Annotated in this window: 27 protein-coding genes and 1 tRNA gene; 17 read left to right on the top strand and 11 right to left on the bottom strand. The window is 63.2% G+C overall.

The window, feature by feature from the left end; genetic code table 11:
- The 4 genes from Q0025_RS09060 to Q0025_RS09045 form a co-directional block, all read left to right on the top strand.
- Window positions 1-536 (top strand): hypothetical protein (locus Q0025_RS09060; RefSeq protein WP_297298180.1); only part of this gene is annotated, 536 nt, incomplete at its 5' end.
- 62 nt (window positions 537-598) lie between these two features.
- Window positions 599-3,091 carry an excinuclease ABC subunit UvrB gene (gene uvrB / locus Q0025_RS09055; RefSeq protein ID WP_297298179.1) on the top strand — a complete coding sequence of 831 codons (2,493 nt, stop codon included), beginning with the start codon at window positions 599-601 and terminating at the stop codon, window positions 3,089-3,091.
- A 44-nt stretch (window positions 3,092-3,135) separates the two neighbouring features.
- Window positions 3,136-3,987, top strand: coding sequence for a hypothetical protein (locus tag Q0025_RS09050; RefSeq protein ID WP_297298177.1), 852 nt, complete (start codon window positions 3,136-3,138; stop codon window positions 3,985-3,987).
- Window positions 3,988-4,033: 46 nt separating this feature from the next.
- Window positions 4,034-4,336 (top strand): hypothetical protein, encoded by a 303-nt coding sequence (locus Q0025_RS09045; protein WP_297298175.1) that lies wholly within the window; start codon window positions 4,034-4,036, stop codon window positions 4,334-4,336.
- Here Q0025_RS09045 and Q0025_RS09040 read toward each other — a convergent pair.
- Together Q0025_RS09040 and Q0025_RS09035 are read right to left on the bottom strand one after the other, a co-directional pair.
- Window positions 4,323-4,901, bottom strand: coding sequence for a cytochrome b (locus Q0025_RS09040; protein ID WP_297298173.1), 579 nt, complete (start codon window positions 4,899-4,901; stop codon window positions 4,323-4,325). The two genes, Q0025_RS09045 and Q0025_RS09040, sit on opposite strands and share 14 nt — an antisense overlap.
- Before the next feature lie 99 nt (window positions 4,902-5,000).
- On the bottom strand, window positions 5,001-5,999 hold the full coding sequence (locus Q0025_RS09035) for an extensin family protein (protein ID WP_297298171.1): 999 nt from the start codon (window positions 5,997-5,999) through the stop codon (window positions 5,001-5,003).
- A 134-nt stretch (window positions 6,000-6,133) separates the two neighbouring features.
- Here Q0025_RS09035 and Q0025_RS09030 point away from each other — a divergent pair, with 134 nt between their 5' ends.
- The 3 genes from Q0025_RS09030 to Q0025_RS09020 all read left to right on the top strand — a co-directional run bounded on the left by Q0025_RS09030 (window position 6,134) and on the right by Q0025_RS09020 (window position 8,246).
- Window positions 6,134-7,150: a CorA family divalent cation transporter gene (locus Q0025_RS09030; RefSeq protein WP_297298169.1), complete on the top strand. Its 1,017-nt coding sequence runs from the start codon at window positions 6,134-6,136 to the stop codon at window positions 7,148-7,150.
- A 68-nt stretch (window positions 7,151-7,218) separates the two neighbouring features.
- Window positions 7,219-7,641, top strand: a complete 423-nt coding sequence (gene arfB, locus Q0025_RS09025) for an alternative ribosome rescue aminoacyl-tRNA hydrolase ArfB (RefSeq protein ID WP_297298167.1) — start codon at window positions 7,219-7,221, stop codon at window positions 7,639-7,641.
- 74 nt (window positions 7,642-7,715) lie between these two features.
- Complete coding sequence (locus Q0025_RS09020; RefSeq protein ID WP_297298165.1) at window positions 7,716-8,246, top strand: DUF3617 family protein; 531 nt, start codon at window positions 7,716-7,718, stop codon at window positions 8,244-8,246.
- 86 nt (window positions 8,247-8,332) lie between these two features.
- Here the strand turns inward: Q0025_RS09020 and Q0025_RS09015 are convergent, their stop codons facing one another.
- Window positions 8,333-8,890 carry a DUF2852 domain-containing protein gene (locus Q0025_RS09015; protein WP_297298164.1) on the bottom strand — a complete coding sequence of 186 codons (558 nt, stop codon included), beginning with the start codon at window positions 8,888-8,890 and terminating at the stop codon, window positions 8,333-8,335.
- A gap of 116 nt (window positions 8,891-9,006) precedes the next feature.
- Window positions 9,007-9,642 carry a TetR/AcrR family transcriptional regulator gene (locus Q0025_RS09010; RefSeq protein WP_297298162.1) on the bottom strand — a complete coding sequence of 212 codons (636 nt, stop codon included), beginning with the start codon at window positions 9,640-9,642 and terminating at the stop codon, window positions 9,007-9,009.
- Between the two features lie 196 nt (window positions 9,643-9,838).
- On the opposite strand from Q0025_RS09010, the gene Q0025_RS09005 reads away from it, so the two are divergent.
- Together Q0025_RS09005 and Q0025_RS09000 are read left to right on the top strand one after the other, a co-directional pair.
- On the top strand, window positions 9,839-11,146 hold the full coding sequence (locus Q0025_RS09005; RefSeq protein WP_297298160.1) for a methyl-accepting chemotaxis protein: 1,308 nt from the start codon (window positions 9,839-9,841) through the stop codon (window positions 11,144-11,146).
- 32 nt (window positions 11,147-11,178) lie between these two features.
- Window positions 11,179-11,436, top strand: a complete 258-nt coding sequence (locus Q0025_RS09000; protein WP_297298158.1) for a hypothetical protein — start codon at window positions 11,179-11,181, stop codon at window positions 11,434-11,436.
- Window positions 11,437-11,452: 16 nt separating this feature from the next.
- On the opposite strand, the gene Q0025_RS08995 is transcribed toward Q0025_RS09000, so the two are convergent.
- Entirely contained in the window at window positions 11,453-13,816 is a 2,364-nt protein-coding gene (locus Q0025_RS08995; protein WP_297298156.1) for an ATP-dependent helicase, read from the bottom strand.
- Window positions 13,817-14,354: 538 nt separating this feature from the next.
- On the opposite strand from Q0025_RS08995, the gene Q0025_RS08990 reads away from it, so the two are divergent.
- Both Q0025_RS08990 and Q0025_RS08985 read left to right on the top strand, forming a co-directional pair.
- On the top strand, window positions 14,355-15,560 hold the full coding sequence (locus Q0025_RS08990) for a hypothetical protein (protein ID WP_297298154.1): 1,206 nt from the start codon (window positions 14,355-14,357) through the stop codon (window positions 15,558-15,560).
- Window positions 15,561-15,813: 253 nt separating this feature from the next.
- On the top strand, window positions 15,814-16,953 hold the full coding sequence (locus tag Q0025_RS08985) for a glutathione-independent formaldehyde dehydrogenase (RefSeq protein WP_297298152.1): 1,140 nt from the start codon (window positions 15,814-15,816) through the stop codon (window positions 16,951-16,953).
- Window positions 16,954-16,981: 28 nt separating this feature from the next.
- Here the strand turns inward: Q0025_RS08985 and Q0025_RS08980 are convergent, their stop codons facing one another.
- Window positions 16,982-17,239: a DUF6496 domain-containing protein gene (locus tag Q0025_RS08980; RefSeq protein WP_297298150.1), complete on the bottom strand. Its 258-nt coding sequence runs from the start codon at window positions 17,237-17,239 to the stop codon at window positions 16,982-16,984.
- A 66-nt stretch (window positions 17,240-17,305) separates the two neighbouring features.
- On the bottom strand, window positions 17,306-17,998 hold the full coding sequence (locus tag Q0025_RS08975; RefSeq protein ID WP_297298148.1) for a glutamine amidotransferase: 693 nt from the start codon (window positions 17,996-17,998) through the stop codon (window positions 17,306-17,308).
- Between the two features lie 49 nt (window positions 17,999-18,047).
- Between Q0025_RS08975 and Q0025_RS08970 the strand changes: the two genes are divergently transcribed.
- Window positions 18,048-18,773, top strand: a complete 726-nt coding sequence (locus tag Q0025_RS08970) for a DUF4396 domain-containing protein (protein WP_297298146.1) — start codon at window positions 18,048-18,050, stop codon at window positions 18,771-18,773.
- Window positions 18,774-18,832: 59 nt separating this feature from the next.
- Here Q0025_RS08970 and Q0025_RS08965 read toward each other — a convergent pair whose 3' ends face one another.
- On the bottom strand, window positions 18,833-19,882 hold the full coding sequence (locus Q0025_RS08965) for a YeiH family protein (protein ID WP_297298144.1): 1,050 nt from the start codon (window positions 19,880-19,882) through the stop codon (window positions 18,833-18,835).
- 96 nt (window positions 19,883-19,978) lie between these two features.
- Window positions 19,979-20,368: a tautomerase family protein gene (locus Q0025_RS08960; protein ID WP_297298141.1), complete on the bottom strand. Its 390-nt coding sequence runs from the start codon at window positions 20,366-20,368 to the stop codon at window positions 19,979-19,981.
- A 252-nt stretch (window positions 20,369-20,620) separates the two neighbouring features.
- Here Q0025_RS08960 and Q0025_RS08955 point away from each other — a divergent pair, with 252 nt between their 5' ends.
- The 5 genes from Q0025_RS08955 (at window position 20,621) to cydX (ending at window position 24,449) form a co-directional block, all read left to right on the top strand.
- The gene (locus Q0025_RS08955) at window positions 20,621-21,082 is read left to right on the top strand and encodes a nuclear transport factor 2 family protein (RefSeq protein WP_297298139.1); all 462 of its coding nucleotides are present in this window, start codon (window positions 20,621-20,623) and stop codon (window positions 21,080-21,082) included.
- Window positions 21,083-21,391: 309 nt separating this feature from the next.
- On the top strand, window positions 21,392-21,565 hold the full coding sequence (gene cydP, locus Q0025_RS08950) for a cytochrome oxidase putative small subunit CydP (RefSeq protein ID WP_297298137.1): 174 nt from the start codon (window positions 21,392-21,394) through the stop codon (window positions 21,563-21,565).
- A 3-nt stretch (window positions 21,566-21,568) separates the two neighbouring features.
- On the top strand, window positions 21,569-23,149 hold the full coding sequence (locus Q0025_RS08945; protein ID WP_297298135.1) for a cytochrome ubiquinol oxidase subunit I: 1,581 nt from the start codon (window positions 21,569-21,571) through the stop codon (window positions 23,147-23,149).
- 1 nt (window position 23,150) lies between these two features.
- Complete coding sequence (gene cydB, locus Q0025_RS08940) at window positions 23,151-24,290, top strand: cytochrome d ubiquinol oxidase subunit II (RefSeq protein WP_297298133.1); 1,140 nt, start codon at window positions 23,151-23,153, stop codon at window positions 24,288-24,290.
- A gap of 27 nt (window positions 24,291-24,317) precedes the next feature.
- Window positions 24,318-24,449 carry a cytochrome bd-I oxidase subunit CydX gene (gene cydX, locus Q0025_RS08935; protein ID WP_297298132.1) on the top strand — a complete coding sequence of 44 codons (132 nt, stop codon included), beginning with the start codon at window positions 24,318-24,320 and terminating at the stop codon, window positions 24,447-24,449.
- A gap of 21 nt (window positions 24,450-24,470) precedes the next feature.
- Here cydX and Q0025_RS08930 read toward each other — a convergent pair whose 3' ends face one another.
- A complete protein-coding gene (locus Q0025_RS08930; protein ID WP_297298130.1) occupies window positions 24,471-24,938 on the bottom strand; it encodes a hypothetical protein in 468 nt (155 codons plus the stop codon).
- 98 nt (window positions 24,939-25,036) lie between these two features.
- Window positions 25,037-25,111, bottom strand: a tRNA-Gly gene (locus Q0025_RS08925).
- Window positions 25,112-25,172: the final 61 nt, after the last annotated feature.

Raw genomic sequence — 25,172 nt, 5'->3', positions numbered from 1 at the left:
TGCCGTCCGAGGTCGTCGCCGCGGTGCTCGGCAAGCCGGGCAACCTGCGCGAAAGCGCCCTTGCCGGCTCATTCCAGGTCAAGAGCGTCGGCTGGTCGTTCCGTGCCGCCGTGCTCGCCGGGTTGATCGTCGGCCTCGTCAACGCCGCGGCGCGAGCGACGCGTTTTTTGAGCCTCGGCAGCCTTGGTGGTCTCGGCGGCCTCGACAAACTGCCGCTCGGGCCGTCGGTTTTGGGCCAGATCTCGCTCGGCGAGGCGACCGTGCCGCTGACCTTGCTGGCGGCCCTTGCGGGCCTGTGGAGCGGCGCCCGCGCCAGCGCGCTCGCGCTTCTGTTCGCCCACAAGATTCTCGCCCGCCTCGGCCACACGAGCCTTGTGGCGTACAGCCTCGGCGGCGCGGCGGCCTGTCTGGCTTACGCACTAATCGCCGCGCTGTTTGGCGCCGAGACGACGCCCGTGTCAGTCGCGACGGAGGCCCTGTCCGGCCTTGGCGCCGGTTTCTTCTACCGGCTGTTCGCTGCGACCGAACGCAGCTGAAGCGCTGGGCCATTGGCTGATCTGCGCTTCCATCTGCGGCGCAGCGGACCCATATTGCGTCCATGCCCAAAACGCCCAGACAATCCGCCCGTTCGAAGGCCGGCAAGCCGGAGCTAAAACCGCTCGGCGAGCACCTCGCTTCGCTGCTCAATCCGGCCCTGGCGGGCGGACCGCCGATCGGCTTTGCCGAGGCGCCGGCGCATTATGACAGCGCGCTCGCCGTCAGCGGCGTCGCGGCCACCGCCGCCTCGCTCAAAGACCTGCTCGAACACGGCGACCCCAATCTGCGCAACAAGGCGCCGTGGATGCCGCACCGTCCGTCGCGGCCGGAGAAATCCGAAGGCGGCGTACGCTTCAAGATTGCCTCGGACTATGAGCCGCGCGGCGACCAGCCGACGGCGATCGACGAACTGGTCGCCGGCGTCAATGCCAACGAGCGCGACCAGGTCCTGCTCGGCGTGACCGGCTCGGGCAAGACCTTCACCATGGCGCAGGTGATCGCCCGCACGCAGCGCCCGGCGCTGATCCTGGCGCCGAACAAGACGCTCGCAGCGCAGCTCTATGGCGAGTTCAAGAGTTTCTTTCCCGAGAACGCGGTCGAATATTTCGTCTCCTATTACGACTATTACCAGCCGGAAGCCTATGTGCCGCGCTCCGACACCTATATCGAGAAGGAGAGCTCGATCAACGAGCAGATCGACCGCATGCGCCATGCGGCGACCCGCGCCTTGCTCGAACGCGACGATGTCATCATCGTCGCCTCCGTTTCCTGCATCTATGGTATCGGCTCGGTCGAGACCTATACGGCGATGACCTTCACGGTGAAGGCCGGCGAGCGGATCGACCAGCGTCAGCTCATCGCCGATCTCGTCGCGCTGCAATACAAGCGCTCGGGCGGCGATTTCTATCGCGGCGTCTTTCGCGTCCGCGGCGATACGATCGATCTCTTCCCCGCCCATTATGAAGACCGCGCCTGGCGGATCAATTTCTTCGGCGACGAGATCGAATCGATCATCGAATTCGATCCCTTGACCGGGCAGAAGACGCAGGATCTCGAATTCATCAAGATCTACGCGAACTCCCATTACGTCACGCCGCGCCCGACGCTCATCCAGTCGATCAAGGGCATCAAGGAAGAATTGAAGCAGCGCCTCACCGAGCTTTACGCCGCCGGCCGTTTGCTCGAGGCGCAACGGCTCGAGCAGCGCACCTTGTTCGATCTCGAGATGATGGAAGCGACCGGCTCCTGCGCCGGCATCGAGAATTATTCGCGTTATCTCACCGGCCGCCGGCCGGGCGAGCCGCCGCCGACGCTGTTCGAATATCTGCCCGACAATGCGCTCGTCTTCACCGACGAATCGCATGTGACCGTGCCGCAGATCGGCGGCATGTATCGCGGCGACTTCCGCCGCAAGGCGACGCTCGCCGAATATGGCTTCCGCCTGCCCTCCTGCATGGACAACAGGCCGCTGCGCTTCGAGGAATGGGATGCGATGCGGCCGCAATCGATCCATGTCTCGGCGACGCCGGGCAAATGGGAGATGGAGCGCTCCGGCGGCATTTTCGTCGAACAGGTGATCCGCCCGACCGGCCTCATCGATCCGCCGGTCGAGGTGCGCCCGGCGCGCGCCCAGGTCGACGATCTGCTCGGTGAAGTGCGCGACGTGGCGCAGAAAGGCTACCGCGCGCTCATCACCGTGCTGACCAAGCGCATGGCCGAAGATCTCACCGAATATCTGCACGAACATGGCGTGCGCGTGCGCTACATGCATTCCGACATCGACACGCTGGAGCGCATCGAGATCATCCGCGACCTGCGCATCGGCGCCTTCGATGCGCTCGTCGGCATCAACCTGCTGCGCGAGGGTCTCGACATCCCGGAATGCGGGTTGGTTGCCATTCTCGATGCCGACAAGGAAGGCTTTCTGCGCAGCGAGACCTCGCTCGTCCAGACGATCGGCCGCGCCGCGCGCAATGTCGACGGCCGCGTGATCCTCTATGCCGATCAGATCACCGGCTCGATGCAGCGGGCCATGGCCGAGACCAGCCGGCGGCGCGACAAGCAGCGCCAGTTCAATATCGAAAACGGCATCACACCGGAATCGATCAAGCGCGGCATCCAGGACATTCTCGGCTCGGTCGCCGAACGCGACCATGTGACCGTCGATGCCGGCATGGCGCAGGCGGGCAATCTCATCGGCCATAATTTCAAGGCGACGATCGCCGACCTCGAACGCGAGATGCGCGATGCGGCGGCCGACCTCAATTTCGAAAAGGCGGCGCGGCTGCGCGACGAGATCAAGCGGTTACAATCGGTCGAACTTGCGATCTCCGACGATCCGTTGGCAACGCAAACCGATGTCGAGCGCGAGGCCGGCGCCTATCGCGGGACACGGCCCTTTGGCGATGCCGCCAATCTGCCGGCGAGCCGGCCGCACAAGCCGACCGATGCCGAAATGGGACCGCATAATTTCGGCGGCGGCGAGGCCAAGCCGCGCAGTTCCGCGGGACGCGGCGGAACACGGGCGTGGAAGGGGAAGAGACGGCAAAGCTGAAATATCCCGCAACCATTTTGCTGGCGCTCGCGTTAGCGGCGGCCATGTTTCACTTTCGTCCGAGGACCGCCGCGGCCCTCTGCGGCGGCCATCTTTATGCGCTGACTTATAGCGGCGCGACGCCGCATATCGATCTGTCGATCGACGGCGCGACGGCGCGCGCCATGCTCGATTATGGCGCCACCAAAAGCTCGCTGCGGGCGAAGACGCCGGCCGAGCTCGGCGGCATGGTCAAGGCGGCGACGTCGCTGCCGCTTCCCGGCGAAAGCGAATTTCTCACCCGCCGCGCCGAGCCGGATACGGATGCCATTATCGGCACCGATCTGCTCGCCCATCTCACAGTCGCGCTCGACGGCGAGACCGCGGCGCTGTCGGCCGAACCGTGCCCAGCCGCGCAGCTCGAAGCGGCCGGCTTTGCGCCGATCGCCCAGCGCGGCTTCTTCTCGCGCGATCGCGCGCGCGTCGCCAAGGACCGGCCCAATGTGCCGGTCGTCTTCGTGCAATTGGGCGCGACGCAGACCTGGGCGCAGATCGACACCGGCTATGACGATGCGCTTTATCCGCATTCGCTCGACATCAACCAGGCCTATTATGACGCGCTCGTCGCCCATGACATCCGGCTGACGCAGGAGGGCACGGTGACGGTCAAGACCTGCGTCGGCTTCGAGACGCGTCCGGTCTATTCCAGCTCTCAACCGCTTGTGATCGCCGACGAGAACAGCAGGCCTGTCGCCGAGACCGGCCGCTATTATCTCATCGTCAAGCCGACCAATCCCTGCGGCGGCATCGCGACACGGACCACGCCGGCGGCGCAGCTCGGCGGCTCGTTCCTGAACCTGTTTCGGTCGATCGTCTTCGACCCGCATGGCGAAACGGTGTGGGTCAAGAAGGACTAAAGCCCGCTTCGCGGATGGCGCCGCTTTGCTCACGAAGGGCAAAGCCATGTTTAAAATTCTTGGTCTCGCGGCGGCGCTTTGCGCGACGCCCGCCTTCGCCGCACAGCAATTGATGCCGGCGCCCTATCCCGGCCAATTCGGCGGCAATGCGCAGGAATCGCAGCCGGTGGCGCCGACGCTCGGTGCGCCTCAGCGATTGGTGCCGGAGCCTGCGCCGCAAGCCAAAGGGCCCGCTGCGCTCGATGATCCGCGGCCCGTCACCGCACGGCGGCATCAGCGCCTGATCCGCGATCCCTATCTGCGCCAGGATTGGTGCAATGGCACGAGTGCCTGCACTATTCTGCGTTGACCTGCTCCGGCAGCATGCGCGCTAAATCATTGTCTCGGCGGATCGCGATATGCCAGACGACGCCGAGAAGATGCGCCGCGAGAAACAGATAGACGAAATATTGGCCGGTCAGATGCACCGCGCCGGCAAGCTTGGAGAGCGCCGGATTCTCCGGCAGGGCCGGCAGCGGCAGACCGAAGAACGAAACCGGATGGCCGTCGTGGGCGCTTGAGAGAATATAGCCGCTGACCGGCATCACGACGAAGATCGCATAGAGAAAGACATGCGTCGCACGGGCGAGGCCGGCCTCCCATTTGGCGAGGCGCGGCGGCAGCGGCGGCGGTTTGCGCACGGCGCGCCAAATGAGCCGCGCGACGATCAGCGCCAGCGCCAGGACGCCGAAGGACTTGTGCAGAAAGATGAAGACATGATGGTTCGGCGCGTCGCGGCCCATATGCGCGACGATCCAGCCGAGCGGCAGCGTCGTGAAAATGACCAGCGCCGCCAGCCAATGAAGAAGCTGTGCGGGCGCGTTGTAGCGCATGAACCGTTGTGTCGTCGCGTGCGGCGGATTCGATTGCAACATGCCGGAGTCCATCTGCGGTTGGAGGTTTCCCGTTCCTAACGCGCGGGGCCATGCTGCGGAAAGCACGCAAGCCCATGCGCCGCAGAATGTGATCGCACCTTAATGCAGATCCCAATCGGCCGGCCGCCCTTCGGGCACGAAGGCGCCGTCGGAGCGCATGGTCCCCGCCTGGGGCTCGGCCGTTTGCGGCTGAACGGGTTCGGGCGGCAGTGCATCCGAGGAGAGCGCCTGGTACGAACGCCCATAGGAGCGCGGCGGCGAATAGGGTGCGGCGGGCACGGCGGCATCGGGCGAATCGGGCCCCGTATGCAGGGCCATCGGTTGCTGGTCGGCGGCGCTGCCGGCCTGCGAGACATCCATCTCCTCCTCAAGCGGCGGCGGCTCGGGCAGACCATCCGGCGGATGCGACTGCGGCCAGATATCCGGATGCGGCTTGCAGACCCGGCGCGGCCCGGTCGATGTGTTGCCGCGCATCGCGAGATCGAGATGGAGATGGTTGTAATGCAGGAAATTATAGCCCGGACCAAGCACGGTGGTGAAATCGCCGCAGGCGCCATTGTCGACATCGCGCAGGAAGGCCTGCGATTGCGGATCGCCCTGCGTCCAATCGTGAACCACGGTGATGTCGCGGCCGTCCTGAAGCCGGAAGCCCTTCACATCGATGGCATTGCCGAAGGCATGTTCGGAGAGCCTCGCGCCCCATTCGCCATTGATGCCGCGGCAGCTATAGGTGCCGAAGGTTTCGATCTCGACGACGCGCTCGCTGAACCGCGTTTCGGCCGCCGGCTCGACCACGTCCTTCACCCAGGCATTAAGCGACGCGATCATCGGGCAATCGAGAATGTAATCGCCGTCGAGCATGACCGTGCCGTCGAGCAGGGCCGCGACCTTGAACGGCCGCGTCAGGCCGCAGATGCCCGGCCCGTTGATCTCTTCGACCGGGCGGACATAGGCCGATTGCTGGATGAGATTTTGCGCCAGACAGGCGTTTTCCGCTTCGGCGCGCCAAGCCGGCCGCTGCGCCCCGTAATTCGAGCAGCCAGCGAGCTCAAGAAAAAGCGCCGCCGCAGCGGCGAAAGGCAATATGCGACGCGCCATTGCCTCAAATTGTTCGAAATGTGTTAAGTGCGCTTAAAATAACGCGGTTAACGTCTCGCTGCGGCACGGCCGGCGGCTTCTGCCGTTAAGTCAACGGTCGCGTTCTTTCGTGATCCCAACCTGCGAGCCTCATTATGGATGACACGCCCATTGCCCTCGCGCCTTCGTCGGCCGCGCACGTCATGCCCGGTCTCGTCTGGGCGTTCCGCATCCATGCCGACGGCACGCCGGAGGCGCTCCCTGCCGACAAACCGATCCGCCTCGGCGACGACGGCTGGCTCTGGCTGCACTTCAACCTCGCCGATGCGCGGGCATGCGAACTCCTGCCCCGCTTCGAGGACCTGCCGCCGGAAGCGGCGGCCGTGCTGACCGCGCCGGACGGCACGCAGCAGCTGCATGTCAATGACGAAAGCGTCTATGGCATCTTTGCCGATCTCATCGCCGATCTCGACGGGGCGACGCATCATTTCGGCTATTTGCATTTTGCCATGACCGACAGGCTGCTCGTCAGCGCGCGCCGCCGGGCGATGAGCGCCGCCGAAAGCGCCCGTCAGGCACTCGACCGCGGCCGCAAGCTGCACCGCGTCGCCTCGCTGTTCGAGCTGATCGTCAATCATGTCGCCGATTCGATCGACAAATATGCCGACCGGCTCGACGAGGAGATGGACGAAATCGAGGACGACCTCTGGCAGCGATCGGCCATGGACCAGCGCGGGCGGCTTGCCAAAGCGCGCAAGGCGGCCGTGCATCTGCATCGCCAGATGCAGGGCCTGCTGACGCTCTTTAGCCGCGTCGGGCACAAGCTCGACACCGAACCGCCGGCGGATCTGCGGCTCAAGACCAGCATTCTGACACAGCGGCTCGAAAACCTCGACCGCGACATTGTCGCCATGCGCGAACGCGCCCATATGCTCCAGGAAGAAGTGGCGCTCAAGATCGCCGAAGATACCAATCGCAGTCTTTATCTGCTCACCATCATCACGACCTTCTTCCTGCCTGCGAGCCTGGTCGCCGGCATTTTCGGCATGAACGTGAAGAATCTGCCTTTCACCGACGTCAACAGCGGCTTCTTCTGGTCGATGGTGATCCTGGTCGGCGCTTCGCTCGCCATTCTCATCATCATGCAGCGCATGCGCATTCTTCTGCGCTAGAACGCATCGGACGAAAACGTGCGGATCGGCGCCCTTCGAACGAACGGGCGACAAGGGACGAAAGATCGATGTCGCGGATTGTCATCGCCGAAAATCTGTCGCTCGACGCCAACGAGCTCGAATTTTCGTTTCTGCGCGCCTCGGGCCCCGGCGGCCAAAATGTCAACAAAGTCGAGACGGCGGTGCAATTGCGCTTCGACGTGCGCCATTCGCCGTCCCTCGCCGAGGACGTCAAGCGACGGCTTGAGAAGCTCGCCGGCAGCCGGCTGACGCAGGACGGCGTGCTGGTGATTTCGGCGCAACGATTCCGCTCGCAGGAGCGTAATCGCGAGGATGCGCTGATGCGGCTCGGCGCCTTGATTGCCAAGGCCATGCTGCGGCCGAAACGGCGGATCGCCACCCGGCCGACGCTCGCCTCGAAACAGCGGCGCCGTGACGCGAAAGAAAAGCGCGGCGCGATCAAAAGATTGCGCAGCACGCCCGCCGATTAAAGCGCATCGCCGCCGCGAGTGGATTGCCGGCGCCGCTCGTGCTATGGCCGGCAGTAGCAAGAGGGGAGGATTTCATGCGTGTAACTTTTGCGGTGGCGACGGCGCTGGCTGCGAGCTTTGTGACGGCCGCCGCGGCCGACGATTATCCGTCGCGCAAACCCGGCCTTTGGGAAGTCGTCGTCCATAATGCGGCCATGCCCGAAGCCACGATGAAAATGTGCATCGATGCCGAGACCGATCAATTGTTTCACAAATTCAGCAGCACCATCCGCTCCAAACATTGCGACAAGAACGACGTCACGGTAAGCGGCGACACTGTCCAGACGCAAACCAATTGCGTCCTCGGCGGAACGACGGTGACGACAAGTTCAGTCACAAAATTCACCGGCAACGCCGCCTATCACGTCGACATCAAGACGCATTTTGATCCGCCGAAACTCGGCCAGAGCGATGTGACGGCCACGCAGGATGCCAAATGGGTCGGCGACTGCCCGGCCGATATGAAGCCCGGCGACTTCGACATGGGTCATGGCATCAAGGTCAATATCAAGACGATCAATATGCTGAAATCGCTGCTGCCGGGGCACAGCAACAGCAATCAATAGAGCAATGTCTCAAACGCGACGAGGCAACCCAGGTTGCAGCTGGATTGCCTCGCAGACGTGCTACGCGATTTGGCGAGCCGGATCGCTCAGCTTGCCGGCGGCGGGTTCGGCGCGCCGTTCTGCGGCGGCTGCGCGTTGCGCTGGTTCATGAACCGCTCGAATTCCTCGCGATCCTTAGCGCGGCGCAGGTTTTCGACGAAGGTCGAAAATTCCTGCTCGGCGGCACGCAGCTTTTCGCGCTCGGCTTCGAGCCGCGCCAGTTCCGCCTCGCGCCATTCGTCGAAGGCAAGATTGCCGGTCGAGCCGGGCTTCCATTGCCACGGCGCCCCGCCGAAGCCGCGCCGCTCGCACGCACTCGACCAATTGTAGAAATCCTGCCGGCGCATACCGAAACCGTGACGGCCCATCTTCTGCTCCCATTTCTCGCGGAATTTCTGCTGCATCTTGTCACTGACGAAGCTCGGCAGATCGCCGGCATAGGCGCTCTTCTTCTGCCAGATCTTGGCGAAGAGAATCACAAGCCCGATCGGCCAAAACAGGATGAAGCCGAGCACCATGGCGACGATTTCGATCGGCTTCCAATCCGCCATCGTCGGAATATTGGCCGAAGCGTCACCCGGCGCGCGGCCATAGCTGCGTGTCATACACATAAGCTCCTCCATGCAGCACGAACGCTGCAATGTAAAAGTATATTACATTAACATTGGATGGCTGTCGAGGCGGCGCCGGTTCAAATCGTATATCCCGATGATAACGCTGATTATTTTCCGCGCAGCGCGGTGGCGATCAGGGCGTCCGCGCCGCGCTCGAGAATCGCCGCGGGATCGTCGCCGCGAGCCGGATCGAAATGGCCGGCGAGGGTCAGCATGGCCGTGCCATGCGCCAGCGCCCAGATTTCCAGCGCCAAGCGGCGGATGTCGGCGGGATTGCCGCCGGCCGCCAGGATGACGCCCGCGGCGGCACGCGTCAGCCCGTCGAAGGCTTTGTTGGCGACGAAATTGGCCGCCTGCCCATGCAGGCTTCGGGCATTCTCGAACATCGCCGTGTAGAGGCCGGGCTCGGCGGTGGCGAAGGTGAGATAAGCCCGGCCCATGCGCTTCAGTGCCGCGTGCGGTTCGGGGCGGCCGTCATCCCAGGCACCGGCCAGCCGCTCGCCAAAGAGATCGAAGCCGCGGCGGGCGAGCTCGCCCATCAAGTCTTGCCGGTCGGCGAAATGCCGATAGGGCGCCGCCGCCGTCACCCCGACGCGTTTGGCGGCCTCCGCCAAGGTAAAGCCGCCCGGCCCATGCTCGGCCATGAGGGCGCGCGCCGCTTCGACCAAGGCCTCCTTCAGACCGCCGTGGTGATAGCCGCGCCGCTCCGGCCCGAAGCCGCCGTGTTTCCAGTTTCGCTTCATATGCTTGGGAATCATAACGACAGTTTAGACGCAGCGCCCCGGGTGCGCGAGAGGCGGGCGTCCGCTGCCGGGTCCATTATGGTTACCAAATCTTGACAAGTTCGGGATAAATCTGCGTGCCGCACAACCATAACGATAAAGCGCCGGCACCCGAGGACCATCGATGTTTCCGCGCCTCAACCGGAAGCACTCTGCAGTGCCGTTGCCCGTTGCGACGGACGAGGATCGCTTTGCCGAAATTCTCGAGGCGCTGCCGGACAACCTGGAGGTGGCGCGCCTGCCCGAAGGCCGTTTCGGCCAGGCGCTGGCGCGGCTCCTGCACGCGGCGCGACGCACGAGCTTCGACCGCCTCGAGCTGATCGCCAAGCTCTCGAAAGAGGCCTCCGAAACCGCCGTCAATACCATCTGGATGGCGCATGACCTGAGCGAGATGACGCGCTCGGCGCGGGCCATCTCCAGCGCCGTCGAAGAACTGGCAACCTCGATCGACGCGATCGCCGGAAACACCGCCGACAGTGCCGCACACGCGGCGCGCGCCACCGGGACGATGGCGCAATGCGCGACGGATAGCCAAGCGGCGACCGATGCGATGGTGACAATCGAACGCTGCACGGGCGACATCGACGCGCGGCTTGATATTCTCGACGGCGCGGCGGCCCAGATCGGCGCCATGGCAAGCATGATCGAGGCGATCGCAGCGCGGACGAATATGCTTGCGCTCAACGCGACGATCGAGGCCGCGCGCGCGGGTGAGGCGGGCCGCGGCTTTGCCGTCGTCGCCGGCGAAGTCAAAGCCCTGTCGCACCAGACGAGCGGCGTGACCGAGGAAATCCGCAAACGCCTCGCCGCTTTTGCGGCGGAGATGGCCGATATCCGCGCGGCGGTCGGCGACAGCCGGAGCGCGGTCGGGCAAGGCCGCGGCATCGTTTCGAGCGTCGCCGATCAAGCGGCCGCCGCCGGCAAGGAGATGAGCGAAGTCGCCGAGCGCGCCCGCCATCTCGCCGAATATCTCGCGCATCAGCGCGCCGCAACCGCGGAGATCGCCGAGGGCACCGAGGCGATCGCCAGCAAAATCAGCAAGACCGAGACCGAGATCGGCGCGGTCGACCGGCGGCTCGCCGGTTGCGAAGACTTGGTCGAGAAAAGCTGGGGCGACGCCGCCGCGGGGATTGCCCGGGTCCGTGCCGACGCGGCGATCTTCAAGCGCAAGCTCGCTGCGATCCTGGTCGGGGTCGATCCGCCGATTCTCGCGCCGGCTTGGCTGAAACGCGATCGGCTGGAGGCGGCCTTGAACAGCCTTGGTGAGCCCGCGCCGCGCGATCTCGTCGATCGTCTCGATCGCGCCGTGGCGCAGGCCGAGCAATGGGGCGGGGAAGCGATCGGCGCGATCGGCCATAAGGATTGGCGCGCCGCTACCCATTTTTATGAACGATGCGAAGCGGCGCTGGATGAAGTGGCCGCCACCGCCGCGCTGCTTTCGCGCGCGATCAAAGACAAGCTATAAGGCCGGCATGACGGCCGGCGAGGATGCGGCTCATGCGAATCGGATTGCATCTGCTCTTATTCGGGCTTTGCTTGAGCGCCGGCGCGCCGGCGCTGGCCGATGCGACGGCGCCGGCCAAAGTGCCGTCGGATGTCTCGGTCCTCGCCTATGGCGCGGCGCATCCCGGCTGCCGCGAATGGACGGACGGCTGCCGCATCTGTCTGCGCAGCCCCGATGGGCGCGTCGGCTGCTCGACTCCGGGCATCGCCTGCCAGCCGAAAGATATTGTCTGCAAGAACGAAGGCAAGTGAGTGGTGCACGTCACCATCACGCCGCCTGAACGAAGCTCTCCAGCACCATCTTGCGCCCGGCCTTGTCGAAATCGACCGTGAGCTTGTTGCCGTCGACGGCCGCGACCGTGCCGGGCCCGAACTTCATGTGAAACACCCGCGCGCCCTTGCCGAAGGATGAACTTGCCGACGATTTGGCGACGAGTTCGCCCTCGATCGTCAGCGGCCCGCGCCGCGCCGCGCTGTCCTGCCAATTGCTTCGCGCCTCGCCTTGCGTCTCGGCACTGCGGCGCTGCGCGCGCTGCCAGCCGGGCGTCGCATAGGGCGAGCGGTAAGTATCCATATTGGCGAAGCGCGATTGCGCATAATTGCCGTAGCTGCGGCCGGACGCCGAATCGACCACCTCGACATGGGCTTCCGGCAGTTCGTCGAGAAAGCGCGACGGGATCGTCGTCTGCCACAGGCCGCGGATGCGCCGGTTGGTGGCAAAATAGATTTTCGCCCGGCGCTTGGCGCGCGTGAGGCCCACATAAGCCAGCCGGCGCTCTTCTTCCAAGCCGGCACGGCCCTGCTCGTCGAGCGAGCGCTGATGCGGAAACAGGCCTTCCTCCCAGCCGGGCAGGAACACCGTCTCGAATTCCAATCCCTTGGCGGCATGCAGGGTCATGATCGAGACACGCGCGCCGGCGTCGGCGCTGTCGGCGTCCATGACCAGCGAAATATGTTCGAGGAAGGCAGTAAGACTCGGGAATTCCTCCATGGCGCGGACGAGTTCTTTCAGGTTTTCGAGCCGGCCGGCGGCCTCGGCCGTGCGGTCCTTCTGCCACATGTCGGTATAGCCGGATTCTTCGAGGATCGTCTCGGCGAGCTCGCCCTGCGGCTTCTGCTCGACGAGCCCGGTCCAGCGGTCGAGATCGGCGAGGAAGTCGCGTAGCGCCTGGCGCTGCTTCGGCTTCAATTCCTCCGTCTCGATCATGATCCGCGCCGCCTGGCTCAGCGAAATGCGCTCGCGGCGCGCATGATCGTGCAGCATTTGCAGGCTCGCATCGCCGAGACCGCGTTTCGGCACGTTGATGATGCGCTCTAAGGCGAGATCGTCGTCGTTCTGCGCGACGAGCCGCAGATAGGCGAGGGCATCGCGGATTTCGGCACGCTCGTAGAACCGCGGACCGCCGATGACGCGATAGGGCAGGCCGAGGGTGATGAAGCGCTCTTCAAATTCCCGCATCTGGAACGAGGCGCGCACCAGAATCGCAACCTCGTCGAGCCGCGCGCCTTGGCGCTGAAGCTGCTCGATCTCTTCGCCGATGACGCGGGCTTCTTCCTCCGAATCCCAGACGCCGGAGACGGTCGGCTTGTCGCCCTTCTCGCCGTCGGTGAACAGCGTCTTGCCGAGCCGGCCCTGGTTATGCGCGATGAGGCCCGCGGCGACATCGAGGATATGCCCGGTCGAGCGGTAATTGCGTTCCAGCCGGATGATTTTCGCGCCCGGGAAATCTTTCTCGAAGCGCAGGATGTTATCGACGTCGGCGCCGCGCCAGCCATAGATCGATTGATCGTCGTCGCCGACGCAGCAGATATTGTTGCGGCCCTGGGCGAGCAGCTTCAGCCACAAATATTGGACCGTGTTCGTGTCCTGATATTCGTCGACGAGCATATAGCGGAAGCGCTCTTGATATTGCTTCAAGACGTCCGGATGTTCGCGGAAGAGCCGCAGGCTTTCGAGCAGCAGGTCGCCGAAATCGGCGGCGTTCAGCACTTTCAGCCGGTCCTGATAATGCTGGTAGAGCTTGCCGCCCTTGCCGTCGGCGAAGGCGGCCGCTTCGCCCGCCGGAACGTGGGCGGGATCGAGCCCGCGATTTTTCCAATTGTCGATCTGATAGGCGAGCGTGCGCGCCGGCCAGCGCTTGTCGTCGATATTCTCTGCCTGCAGCACTTGCTTCAAGAGCCGGATCTGATCGTCGGTGTCGATGATGGTGAAGGAATTTTTGAGCCCGACCAGTTCGGCATGGCGGCGCAGAATCTTGGTCGAGATCGCGTGGAACGTGCCGAGCCACGGCATGCCCTCGGCCGCGCCGCCGATCAGCACGGCGATGCGCTCCTTCATCTCTCGCGCCGCCTTGTTGGTGAAGGTGACGGCAAGGACCTGGCTTGGGAAGGCGCGGCCGGTGGCGAGAATATGGGCGATGCGGGCGGTCAGCACCCGCGTCTTGCCGGTGCCGGCACCGGCAAGCACCAGCAGCGGGCCGTCGAGCGTCTCGACCGCAGCGCGCTGCTCCGGATTGAGACCGTCAAGATAGCGCGACCCCGCGCCGGCGCTGGCCCGTGCCGCAATGCCGCCCGGCCGTACCGCCGGGGGCGCATAGCCAGGACCAGATTCTTCAAAATTATCGGGGCTCACGCCCGCACTCCGACCGGGAACGAAAGACGAATCATGGATTCCAATGTGGGGCTTTTGGAGGGGGATGTCGAGGCGAGGAGAAGACGGCGGGTTGGATGGGCTAGGTTTGGGTCCGGCCGCGCCAAGGCTATGCTTGCGAGGCAGCGGACCGAGAAAAACGGGCGGCTTCCCTGAACAGGACCAAGAGGTCTCCATGCCGACTGAGCAATCACTCACCGATCTTTTCGCGCGTCTTGGCGCACGAAATCCGGCAATGGGCGCGCTCGCGGATCGAAGAAGGACTCCCGCAGTTCGCACGGTTCCTTCGTACGGGGGGCTGTGAATTGATCGTCCCGGAGGATGATCGACATCGGATCGACGCGCAGACCATTGCCGTATCGGACCAACCCGGTGCTGCGATCGAGCCGGCATTACGCCGGATCCGTTCCGTTCTATAAAGTGATGTTTACTTGATCAACTTGGTACAGCGCGTCAATCCAATCGGCCTTATGTTAATGCCGCTGGCAATTCGGTGCGCTGAGAAGGCGGGGGTATATTCTTGATCAAAAACAAGTCGAACAGCGCCGATGTTCGGCATACGAGCGCGATGTTTATACTTCGCTTCGCACTTCCCTTATTGATCATCATAGCCGCTCTCTGGGCGCTCGGGATGAAGAGCGCGATCGCCCTGGCTACACTTGGCACGGTTTCACTTTATGGCGTCCTGGTTCTGCGCGGGCCGCTCCAAAATCTTGCCATCGCCCTGGCGACGGCCGCAATTGCACTGGCCATAACCGAATGCGTCGCCGTCGTGATCACGCCGCGTATCATCACTACGCCACCCGGGCTCTACGTGCCCGACGCCGAACTTGGATACAGGCTTGGAAAGCCAGGACGCTATCGCTCCCGGCGTATTCTCATCGGCACGCCTGGCTATGATGTGAACTACACGATAAACGCCGAGGCCATGCGGCAGGTGGACGCCGGCCATGACGGAAAGGGCGTTATTTTTCTCGGCGATTCTTTTGTCTTCGGCCTTGGCCTCAACGACGCCGACACTCTGCCGCAGATCTTCGCGCGCCTGACGAAGCAACGCTTCCCCGTCTTCAACGCGGGCGTACCAGGATGGAGCCCGGCGAATGTTCTTGCTGAGATTCAATCCGGACGCTTGGACAAAATGCTGAGCGATTCAGATTTCGCCGTGCAGTTCGTTGCGCCCTGGCACGCGGAGAGAATGGCTTGCAACTCCGGCCAGACGGTTTACGGGCCGAAATACCAGGCCGTGGATGGCGGCGTGCAACGGCTGCGCAATTGCCCCCCGGAGACCGCAAGTATTTTTTCGACCTTCAGCATTTTCAATACGCTGATCGCGCCGCACCTGCGCCATCTCACAAATAACGACATAGCGAACCTGGTCGCGGTGACCCGCGAGTCCGTCAAGCTGGTGAAAGAAAAGTATCATGTGCCGATGATTATCTATTATCTGCGCGACCCAGGCTATCTTCAGCGCGCATCGCTGTCTTGGACCGACGATCAGATCATGGCAGCGTTCCGGTCCAGTGGCGCTCAGGTGCTCGACTATACGCTGGCAGACGGAAATAATCCCAGATACCGGATCGGTGGAGACGGCCACCCGAGCGCTCTTGCCAATCGAATTCGCGCCGAACGACTCGTCAATTTCATGCAAGCGCAGGGCGACGCGCCTCTCTCTAATCCGAGCGTCAAAAGACTCGTTGGCCTGCCCCTCTCAGGTGAACCAAAGTGATGCTTAGTCCAGCATCGGCTGGGCGCGCGCTTAAGGCTTTCAGTCTGCTTCATTTCGCTTACCCCCAGGGAACGCGTGAGATGCGGCGCGATCGGGGCCGTAAGCTTCGCAAGGCGAGAACGCCACGCGGCGCCTATCGCGGCGAAGAGAACGAGCCGACCCAATAGTGCGCTCACATCTGCCGTTGTGCGGAACTCGTCGTGCCGCGCCGCGATTGGGGCGGCACGACACCCCCAAACGGCAGGAGCTTGGCATGAGAGGCTTGACCTATAGCGGCCCGCGCGACGTGCGCGTGGTCAATGTCCCCGACGCGCGGCTCGAAAAGGAAACCGACGCGCTGGTGCGGATTACGACCACCAATATCTGCGGCTCCGACCTGCACATGTACGAAGGCCGCACGAGCGTCGAAAAGGGCAAGATTCTCGGCCACGAAAATCTCGGCCAAGTCATCGCCATCGGCAAAGCCGTCGACCGCGTGAAAGTCGGCGATTGGGTCTGCCTGCCGTTCAACATCGGCTGCGGCTTTTGCAAGAATTGCGAGCGTGGCCTGACCTCGGCCTGCCTGACGGCCTTCCCGGGCCATGCCGGCGCGGCTTACGGCTATGCCAACATGGGGCCTTATTCCGGCGGCCAAGCGGACCTGCTGCGCGTACCTTACGCCGATTTCAATTGCCTCGTCCTGCCGCCCGACGCCGAAAACAAGCAGAACGATTATGTCATGCTCTCGGACATCTGGCCGACCGGCTGGCACGCGACCGAGCTCGCGCAGCTCCAAGGCGGCGAATCCGTCGTTATCTACGGCGCCGGTCCGGTTGGGCTATTCGCTGCTTATTCGGCGATCCTGAAGGGCGCGAGCGACGTCATGATCGTCGACCGTCATCCCGACCGGCTGCGTCTCGCCGAAGAAATCGGTGCCATTCCGATCGATGATTCGAAAGAGGATCCAGTCGATGCGGTCATGAAGATCACCGGCGGGGAAGGTGCCGACAAAGGCTGTGAATGCGTCGGCTGGCAGTGCCACGATCCGGCCGGCCATGAGGTGCCGAACGATACGATGAACAAGCTCGTCAAGTCGGTCCGCGCAACGGGGGCTCTCGGGGTCGTCGGCGTTTTCATGCCGCAGGATCCGAAGGCCGGCGACCGGCTCATGCAGCATGGCCAGATCGCCTTCGATTTCGGCGAATTTTTTAATAAAGGCCTGCGCCTCGGCTGCGGCCAGACCCCCGTCAAGGCCTATAACCGGCGGCTCTGCGCCTTGATCGCAACGGGCAAGGCGCGGCCGTCCTTCCTCGTCTCGCACGAACTGCCGCTCGACAAGGCGCCCGATGCCTACAAACATTTCGACTGCCGCGACGACGGCTGGACGAAAGTGGTGCTGAAGCCCGCAGCGTGAGGAAAGGGACCGCGAAGGCGGTCCCGCCTCAATGCTTTCTGTGGCCTTCCTTCTGCGCCTGGGCAGTTTCGCCGTGGCGCTCCTTTTCTTTGGTCTTCTTGAGATGCTCGCGATTCTTCTGCGGGCTTTCGTTTTTCGATGCGCCGGCCTCGCTCAAGGCGATGGCGACGGCCTGCTTGCGGCTTTTCACCGTGCCGCCGCGGCTCGACTCCAGTTCGCCGTGCTTGAATTCGTGCATCACACGGCCGACGGTTTCCTTCTGCGCTTTGGTCTCATGTCGTGCCATTGCCGGTCTCCACGCGTTGCAATCCGCACCAACGCACAAGAGCCTAGCGCCGATCCACGGCGCCTCTCAAGGCTTGAGGCCGGCCAGCCATTCGCTCAGCATGGTCGCCGTTGCGCGCTGGAGCGACGGGCAGTAGGCGGCTGCGGCTTTACGGAACTCACGCGGATCGCGGCCGCCGAGATCGCCGGCATAGCCGATCAGCCAGCGCTCGAGGTCGGCAGCGTCCGGCTCAGGATGGAATTGCAAGGCAAGAATATTGGGCCCGGCGGTAAAGGCTTGATGCGCACAAAGATCGGTCGAAGCGAGCAGCGTGGCGCCGGCCGGGAGCGCGAACGTGTCGCCATGCCAATGCAAGACTTCGACGCCGGCGAAATGGCGCAAGGGGCTCGCCGCGCCCGCGTCGTTCAGCGCGAGCTTCGAAAAACCGATTTCGCTGTGGCCGGAGGGGCCGACCTTGGCGCCCATCGCCGTCGCCATCAATTGCGAGCCGAGGCAGATTCCGAGTGTCGGACGCCCCGCGGCGATCCGTTGTCGCAGGATGCGTATTTCATCCGCGAGGAAGGGATAGGCCTCGGCCTGGTAGACGCCGAGCGGACCGCCGAGGACGACGACAAGATCGGGCGCCAGCGGATCGAAATCCGCAAGTACGCCGCTATCGACGTCGGCATAGGCAACCTCGAAGCCGGCGGCGGCGAGCGCCGGCGCGAGCGTGCCGAGATCCTCGAAATGAACGTGTCTGATCGCAATGGCGTTCGTCATGAGAGTCCTGTTTCAGGTCCGTATCGTGCTTCAATGCCGGAGGTTTTTCTTGACGCATCAATTCCCGCTTTGGCTTCATATTCTCGCAGAAATCTCGCTCGAGCTCGGCTTGGTCAGCGCATTGATCATCATTGCCGATGAAACGTCCCGGCCGCAACAGATGTGGATCATGAATCTCGTCTGGCCGCTCTGTGCGCTGTTTGGCGGCCTGATTTGGCTTGCGCTTTATTTCCGCTGGAAGCGCGGCGTGCCGCGAAATCGCGGCTCGGCAGAGGCGCAGCCACGGATGAAGCCGCCGCCCTGGGTCGCGGTGACGACCTCGGCAAGCCATTGCGGCGCCGGCTGCACGTTGGGCGATATCTTAGCGGAATGGCTCGCTTATTTTCTGCCGGGCCTTGCTATTGCCTTTGGCTGGAAAAGCCTTTTCGGCGAGAAAATCTATGCGGTCTGGGTCGTGGATTTCATCCTCGCCTTCGGCTTAGGAATCGGCTTTCAATATTACACGATCAAGCCCATGCGAGATCTTTCGCCGCGCGACGGGCTGATCGAAGCCTTGAAAGCGGATACGGCGACGATCCTCGCCTGGCAGATCGGCATGTGTGGCTTCATGGCCTTGGCGCAATTCGGCTGGGCGATGCGCGTCTATGGCGCGCCGATCGCGACGAACCGTCCGGAATTCTGGCTGATGATGCAGGTCGCCATGCTTTGCGGTTTCGTCACCAGCTATCCGGTCAATTGGCTGCTTCTGAAAATGGGCATAAAGGAAGAGATGTAAGACCTGATGCGCCCGCCGCGCGGGCGGCGAGCGCGGATTTTATCCGTCGTCTCGGCACTTCACGTCGTCATCTTCACGAGAGCCAAGCTGAACGCGGCGATGAAGACGAACGCGGCGAGACCGAGGAGCAGCGGGCGCAACCCCTTGGCGCGCAGCTTGCGGATATCGGTCTCGAGACCCATTGCCGCCAGCGCCATCGACAACAGAAACGTCGTCAGCGTCACGATCGGGAATTTGAGCGCGGCGGGCACGCTCACCACGCTGTTCAGGCCCACGAGCGCAACGAAGCCCAGCACGAACCAGGGGATCGGTGTGCGCGCCGGTTGGCGATGCGCGGGGCTTCCCGCCCGCGTCCGCGCCAGAAAGCCGAGGCTGATGACGACCGGCGCCAACAACGTGACGCGGGAGAGCTTGGCGATCGTGCCGAAATCGCCGGCCGACTTGCCGTCCTGAAAGGTCGCGGCGACGACTTGCGCGATCTCATGGATCGACGCGCCGGCCCAGAGCCCGAACGCATGCGGCGAGAGATGCAGCACGCCGGGCAGCAGCGGATAGCCGAACATGGCGATCGAGCCGAAGACCGTGACGCAGGCGACGGCATAAGCCACGTCCTCGTCATGCGCATTGGTCACCGTATTGGTGGCGATGACGGCCGAGGCACCGCAGATCGATGTGCCGGCGGCGATCAATTCGGCAAGCTTGCGATCGACGCCCAACAGCTTGCCGAACCATTTGGTGAAGACGAAGGTCGCGACAAGCGTGAGCACGATCACGCCCAAACCTTTCGGTCCGACCTCGACCACCTGCTGCGCGGTCAATTGCAGGCCAAGCAGGATAATAGCGAAGCGCAGAATTCGCCGCAGCGAGAAGGTGACGCCCGGCTTCGCTCGCGCCGGCGTCCCAACGAGATTGTGAAAAGCAATGCCCATGACGATCGCCAGGATCATCGGACTGAACGTTCCGACGCCCGGCAGAGCGTGCAAGGCAAAGCCCGTCGCCGCGATGGTCGCGGTGAGCAGGAGACCGGGAACGATCGCAAAAAGCGCGGGGCGCGGCGGCGCCGCGCTAGGCGCGATCGGCAGATTGAGGGGGGTTGTTGCAGTGTCCATCATTCGGCTCCGTGTTGGCGCCGAATGTCCGCGAATGTGACCGACAAATACAATTCATTATTATTGTCAAATCGCTCTAATAAATCGATTGATCGATCAAAGCTCGCCGGTCAAAAACTGCGCCCTGCCGTTGCCGAAGGACCAGTCCTCGTCGCTGTTTGAAACGAGCGACACCATCACGTCCGAAGTGGCGATCGCGCAATGCTCCCACAACTCTTGGCAGAGCAGCTTATAGAAGGCTTCTTTTTCCGCCCGTGCACGCGGCCGCGTCGTCACCGTGAAGAGGACGAACTTCTGCGTGCGCGGTATGTCGAGCCCGGTGTCCTGGGCGATGAGATGCGACGCCTTGTGCTCAGTATAGATTTGATAGCGGTCGCGCTCCGGCACTTTGAAGGCGGCGAGCATGGCGCGATGCGCGGCATCGAGCAAAGTCTGGATTTCTTCGTCGGTGCGGCCGGCGACGGCATCGATACGGATAAGCGGCACGGGACCCTCAAAGGTGGACGGCGCGACAGGCGGCATTGGTGCGCCATCTGCGCATCATCGATGCGATGATTGCTTCGCCTTTAACGCGACTCCAGGCTGAAAGCGAGCGGAGCCGTTCTCATTGCATCCATGCGCCGGATGCAGGCATAAGCCGAAGCACGCGCTCTTCCGAACCCAGCCGAGGCCCGAAGGGATGCTTGACGGAATTGTACCAAACGGTTTATACAGAACCGATAAGTACAGGAGAATCCGATGCCCGCGCCCGTTCCGCCTTTCACCCGCGAAACCGCGATTGCCAAAGTCAGGCTTGCGGAGGACGGCTGGAACAGCCGCGATCCCGCCCGCGTCGCGCTGGTGTACACGCCGGATTCGATCTGGCGGAACCGCGCCGAATTTCCGCGCGGGCGCGACGCGATCATCGCCTTTCTCACCCGCAAATGGGCGCGTGAACTGGACTATCGGCTGATCAAAGAGCTTTGGGCGTTCACCGACGATCGCATCGCCGTGCGCTTCGCCTATGAATGGCACGACGACAGCGGCCAATGGTTCCGCTCCTATGGCAATGAGAATTGGCAATTCGATACCGAAGGGCTGATGCATCACCGCTACGCCTCGATCAACGATCTGCCGATCAAGGAAGGCGAGCGAAAATATTTCTGGCCGCTCGGGCGCCGGCCGGACGACCATCCGGGTCTGAGCGAACTCGGGCTCTAAGCCACAAAGCGCCCGCCCATATAAGCCGCACCGCATATTTCGGTGCGGCAGCGATCCGCGATGTTGGACAATTCGTCCAGGCGGCGTTGCGGCCTATCTGCCGTCTTGCTTGATTAAGATCAATTCGATCCGGCACCGCCCCCGCTAACGTCCGCGCCACTTCGACCCTTCTCATCGGCGTGCGCGGAGCGGCGTGATGGATCATCTTGCGCGCATATATTTTTTGCGGTTTTGCAATCTCCGCGCGGCCCGCTTCTCCGATTGCGGCGGTGCGGCCTGATGCCGAGCCTGCTTGCCACATCGCGACGCATGCGCCGATCGACTTATGGGCGTGAAATCATTGCGGTGCTGTGCCTGAAACTGTTTGGCCTCGCCGCGCTCTACTACCTCTTCTTCTCCCCTGCCCATCAATTCGCGCCGACGCCGCAAGACGTCGCGCGGCATCTCGTCGACAACGCAAAGGCCGCAACGGCTGGAAGGTGACTTATGATTGACAACGCCGCCGTCGAGCTCTCGCGGCTTCAGTTCGGCCTCACGGCCATGTACCACTTCCTCTTCGTACCGCTGACGCTCGGCCTTTCGATTCTGCTCGGCATTTTCGAGAGCGTCTATGTGATGACCGGCCGCAGCATCTGGCGCGAGATCACCAAATATTGGGGCCTGCTGTTCGGCATCAATTTCGCCATGGGCGTGGCCACCGGCATCACCATGGAATTCCAGTTCGGCACCAACTGGGCCTATTACTCACATTATGTCGGCGACATTTTCGGCGTGCCGCTGGCAATCGAAGGGCTGATGGCCTTTTTCCTCGAGGCGAGCTTCATCGGCCTCTTCTTCTTCGGTTGGGATCGCCTCTCGAAGATCGGCCACCTTGTCGTCACCTGGCTCGTCGCGCTCGGCTCGAATCTCTCGGCGCTGTGGATCCTCATCGCCAATGGCTGGATGCAGCATCCGGTCGGCGCCGCCTTCAATCCGGCGTCCATGCGCATGGAAGTCACGAATTTCAGCGAAGTGTTGTTCAATCCGGTGGCGCAGGCGAAATTCGTCCACACCGTCAGCGCCGGCTATGTCACCGGCGCGATTTTCGTCATGGCGATCAGCGCCTGGTTCCTGCTGAAAGGCCGCAATCGCGCCTTTGCCATACGCTCGATGACGGTCGCGGCAAGCTTCGGTCTCGCCTCGGCGCTATCCGTCGTCGTGCTCGGTGACGAGAGCGGGTATACCGCTTCGGAAAACCAGAAGATGAAGCTCGCCGCCATCGAGGCGATGTGGCAGACGGAGCCCGCGCCCGCAAGCTTCACCGCCTTTGGCTTTCCTGACGCCAAGGCGCATATCACCCGCGACGCAATCGAAGTGCCGTGGGTGATGGGCCTCATCGGTACGCGCTCCATCAACGGCAAGATTCCCGGCATCATTCCGCTTGTCGAAGCCAACAAGGCGCGCATTGCGAGCGGCGTGATCGCCTATGGGGCGCTCGAACAATTGCGCCATCATCCCGATGACACGGCCGCGCGGACACGCTTCAACGCACATGTCAACGATCTCGGCTATGGGCTGCTGCTCAAGCGCTATACCGACAAGGTCGTCGATGCGACCCCGGCCGAGATCGACAGCGCCGCATGGGACACGGTGCCCAATGTGCCGGCGCTGTTCTGGACCTTCCGCCTCATGGTCGGCTGCGGCTTCTTCTTCATCGCCTTTTTCGCCTTCGCCTTCTGGCTCTCGGCAAAACATCGGCTCGACCGCTATTCGTGGTTCTTGCGGCTCGCGGTCGTCATCCTGCCGCTGCCCTGGATCGCGGCGGAACTCGGCTGGTTCGTCGCCGAACACGGCCGCCAGCCGTGGACGATCGACGGCATCCTGCCGACCTTCCTTTCGGCATCGAGCCTGACGGCGGGCAATCTGTGGCTCAGTCTCGGCGGCTTCGTCGTTTTCTACAGCGTGCTCGCCGTCGTCGAGCTCTATCTGATGATCAAATACATCAAGCTCGGCCCGGACGCCGAAGCTGGACCCGCATCGCCTGCGCTCGGCGCGCCGGCTCTGTCCTTGTCCGAAGGGGGACGCTGACATGTCTTATCTTACCTATGAGCATCTGCGCGTCATCTGGTGGCTGCTGCTCGGCGTGCTGCTGATCGGTTTCGCTGTCACCGACGGGTTCGATCTCGGCACCGGCATTCTGCTGCCCTTCGTCGCCAAGACGGACGGCGAGCGCCGCGTCGTGCTCAATACCGTCGGCCCCGTCTGGGAAGGCAATCAGGTCTGGCTGATCCTCGGCGGCGGCGCCATCTTCGCGGCCTGGCCCTTGGTCTATGCCGTTGCCTTCTCCGGCTTTTATCTCGCCATGCTGCTCGTGCTCTGCGCGCTGATCCTGCGCCCGGCAGGCTTCAAATATCGCAGCAAGCTCGAAGCGCCGCGCTGGCGCGAAACTTGGGACTGGCTCCTCTTCGTCGGCGGCCTCGTCCCGGCGCTGATCTTCGGCGTCGCCGTCGGCAATGCGCTGCTCGGCGCGCCCTTCACCTTCGATGATTCGCTGCGCATGACCTATCACGGCACGCTGTTCGGCCTGCTGACGCCGTTCGCGCTGCTCTGCGGCCTCGTCTCGGTCGCGATGCTGACCATGCACGGCGGCGCCTGGCTCGCGGTGAAGACCGAGGGGCGCATCGCCGCGCGCGCCCGCACGGCGACGCTCTATGCGGCGCTCGTCTTGATCGTCCTCTTCGCCCTTGCCGGACTTTGGGTGAGCCATCTCGACGGTTATCAGATCGTCGGCACGCTGGCGCATGATGCGGCCTCGAACCCGCTCGGCAAGACGGTCACGCGCAAGGCCGGCCAATGGCTCGCCAATTACCGCGCGCAGCCGTGGACGATCCTGGCGCCCCTCCTCGGATTCGGCGGCGCGGCGCTGGCGATCCTGGCATCTCGCGCGCATTTGGCGATCGGGGCCTTCCTCGCCTCGTCGCTGTCGGTCGTCGGTGTCGTCGCCACGGCAGGCCTCAGCCTCTTTCCGTTCCTGCTGCCGTCCTCCACCGATCCTTCGGCGAGCCTGACGGTCTGGGATGCTTCGTCAAGCCAGACGACGCTGCTGATCATGCTCATCGCGACACTCATTTTCGTGCCGATTATCCTCGCCTACACGTCCTTCATCTATGCCGTCCTGCGCGGCAAGGTGACGGAAAAGAAGGTCGAGGCGGACCATTTCAGTTATTGAGGCAGCTATCGAGGAAGGACATCGCCTATGTGGTATTTCAGTTGGGTTTTGGGCCTTGGTCTCGCCTGTTCCTTCGCCGTTCTCAATGCCATGTGGCTCGAGGTGAGGGATGACGATTCACGCGCCCGCGAGAACGGTTATTCCAACGATAACCATTGAGGGAAGCAAAGGCGCGCCACGTTAATGCGCCGTGCCAGCTTCGAGGAAAATCACGACGCCGAGCGCGACGATTGCGACAGTTTCGATCAGCGGCCGCGCGCGGCTGAGCGCCACCCAGCGCTGCGCCTGGCTTCGCTGATCGTCCGTCAGCTCGTTCAGTCCTTCGAAACGAAGTGCCTGCGGAATGAAATAGGCAAACGACCAGGCACGCGCCGCAAAATGGGCAACGAGGGCTAGGATCAGCCAAGGCCGCGCGGCGGAAAAGCTCCAGTTCAGCCAAGCACCGGCGATGAGCGCCAACTCATAGGGCGAGTGGACGATCATCCAAAAGATCTTTCGGTTCAATCCACCGCGCGCCGGCTGGATCATCGCAAGGTTTGCGGGCCAAACCCTGTCGACGAGGATCGTCTCGTAAATGCCGCCGCCGAGCGCGACGGATCCGAGGACCAAGGCGATGAGGAGGACGATAAGCCCAAAATTTGTGCTCATCGAAAGCCTCCGGCTCATGGCTTACGTAAAACTTCGCCCGACAACGACCAAAGCGGCCCAAGAGGCCGGTTTAGCGCTCTGATATCTTTGGGAAAATCTGGAGCGGGCGAAGGGATTCGAACCCTCGACCCCAACCTTGGCAAGGTTGTGCTCTACCCCTGAGCTACACCCGCATCCATGCCGGGCGGCGCCGGCGTCCGCGCTATATGCCGCAAACCTTCCGCCATTGCAATC

The organism is uncultured Methylovirgula sp., from assembly GCF_947646745.1.
Lineage (GTDB): Bacteria > Pseudomonadota > Alphaproteobacteria > Rhizobiales > Beijerinckiaceae > Methylovirgula.
The sequence above is the reverse complement of the archived record's forward strand: the minus strand, read 5'-3'. Positions and strand labels throughout refer to the sequence as shown.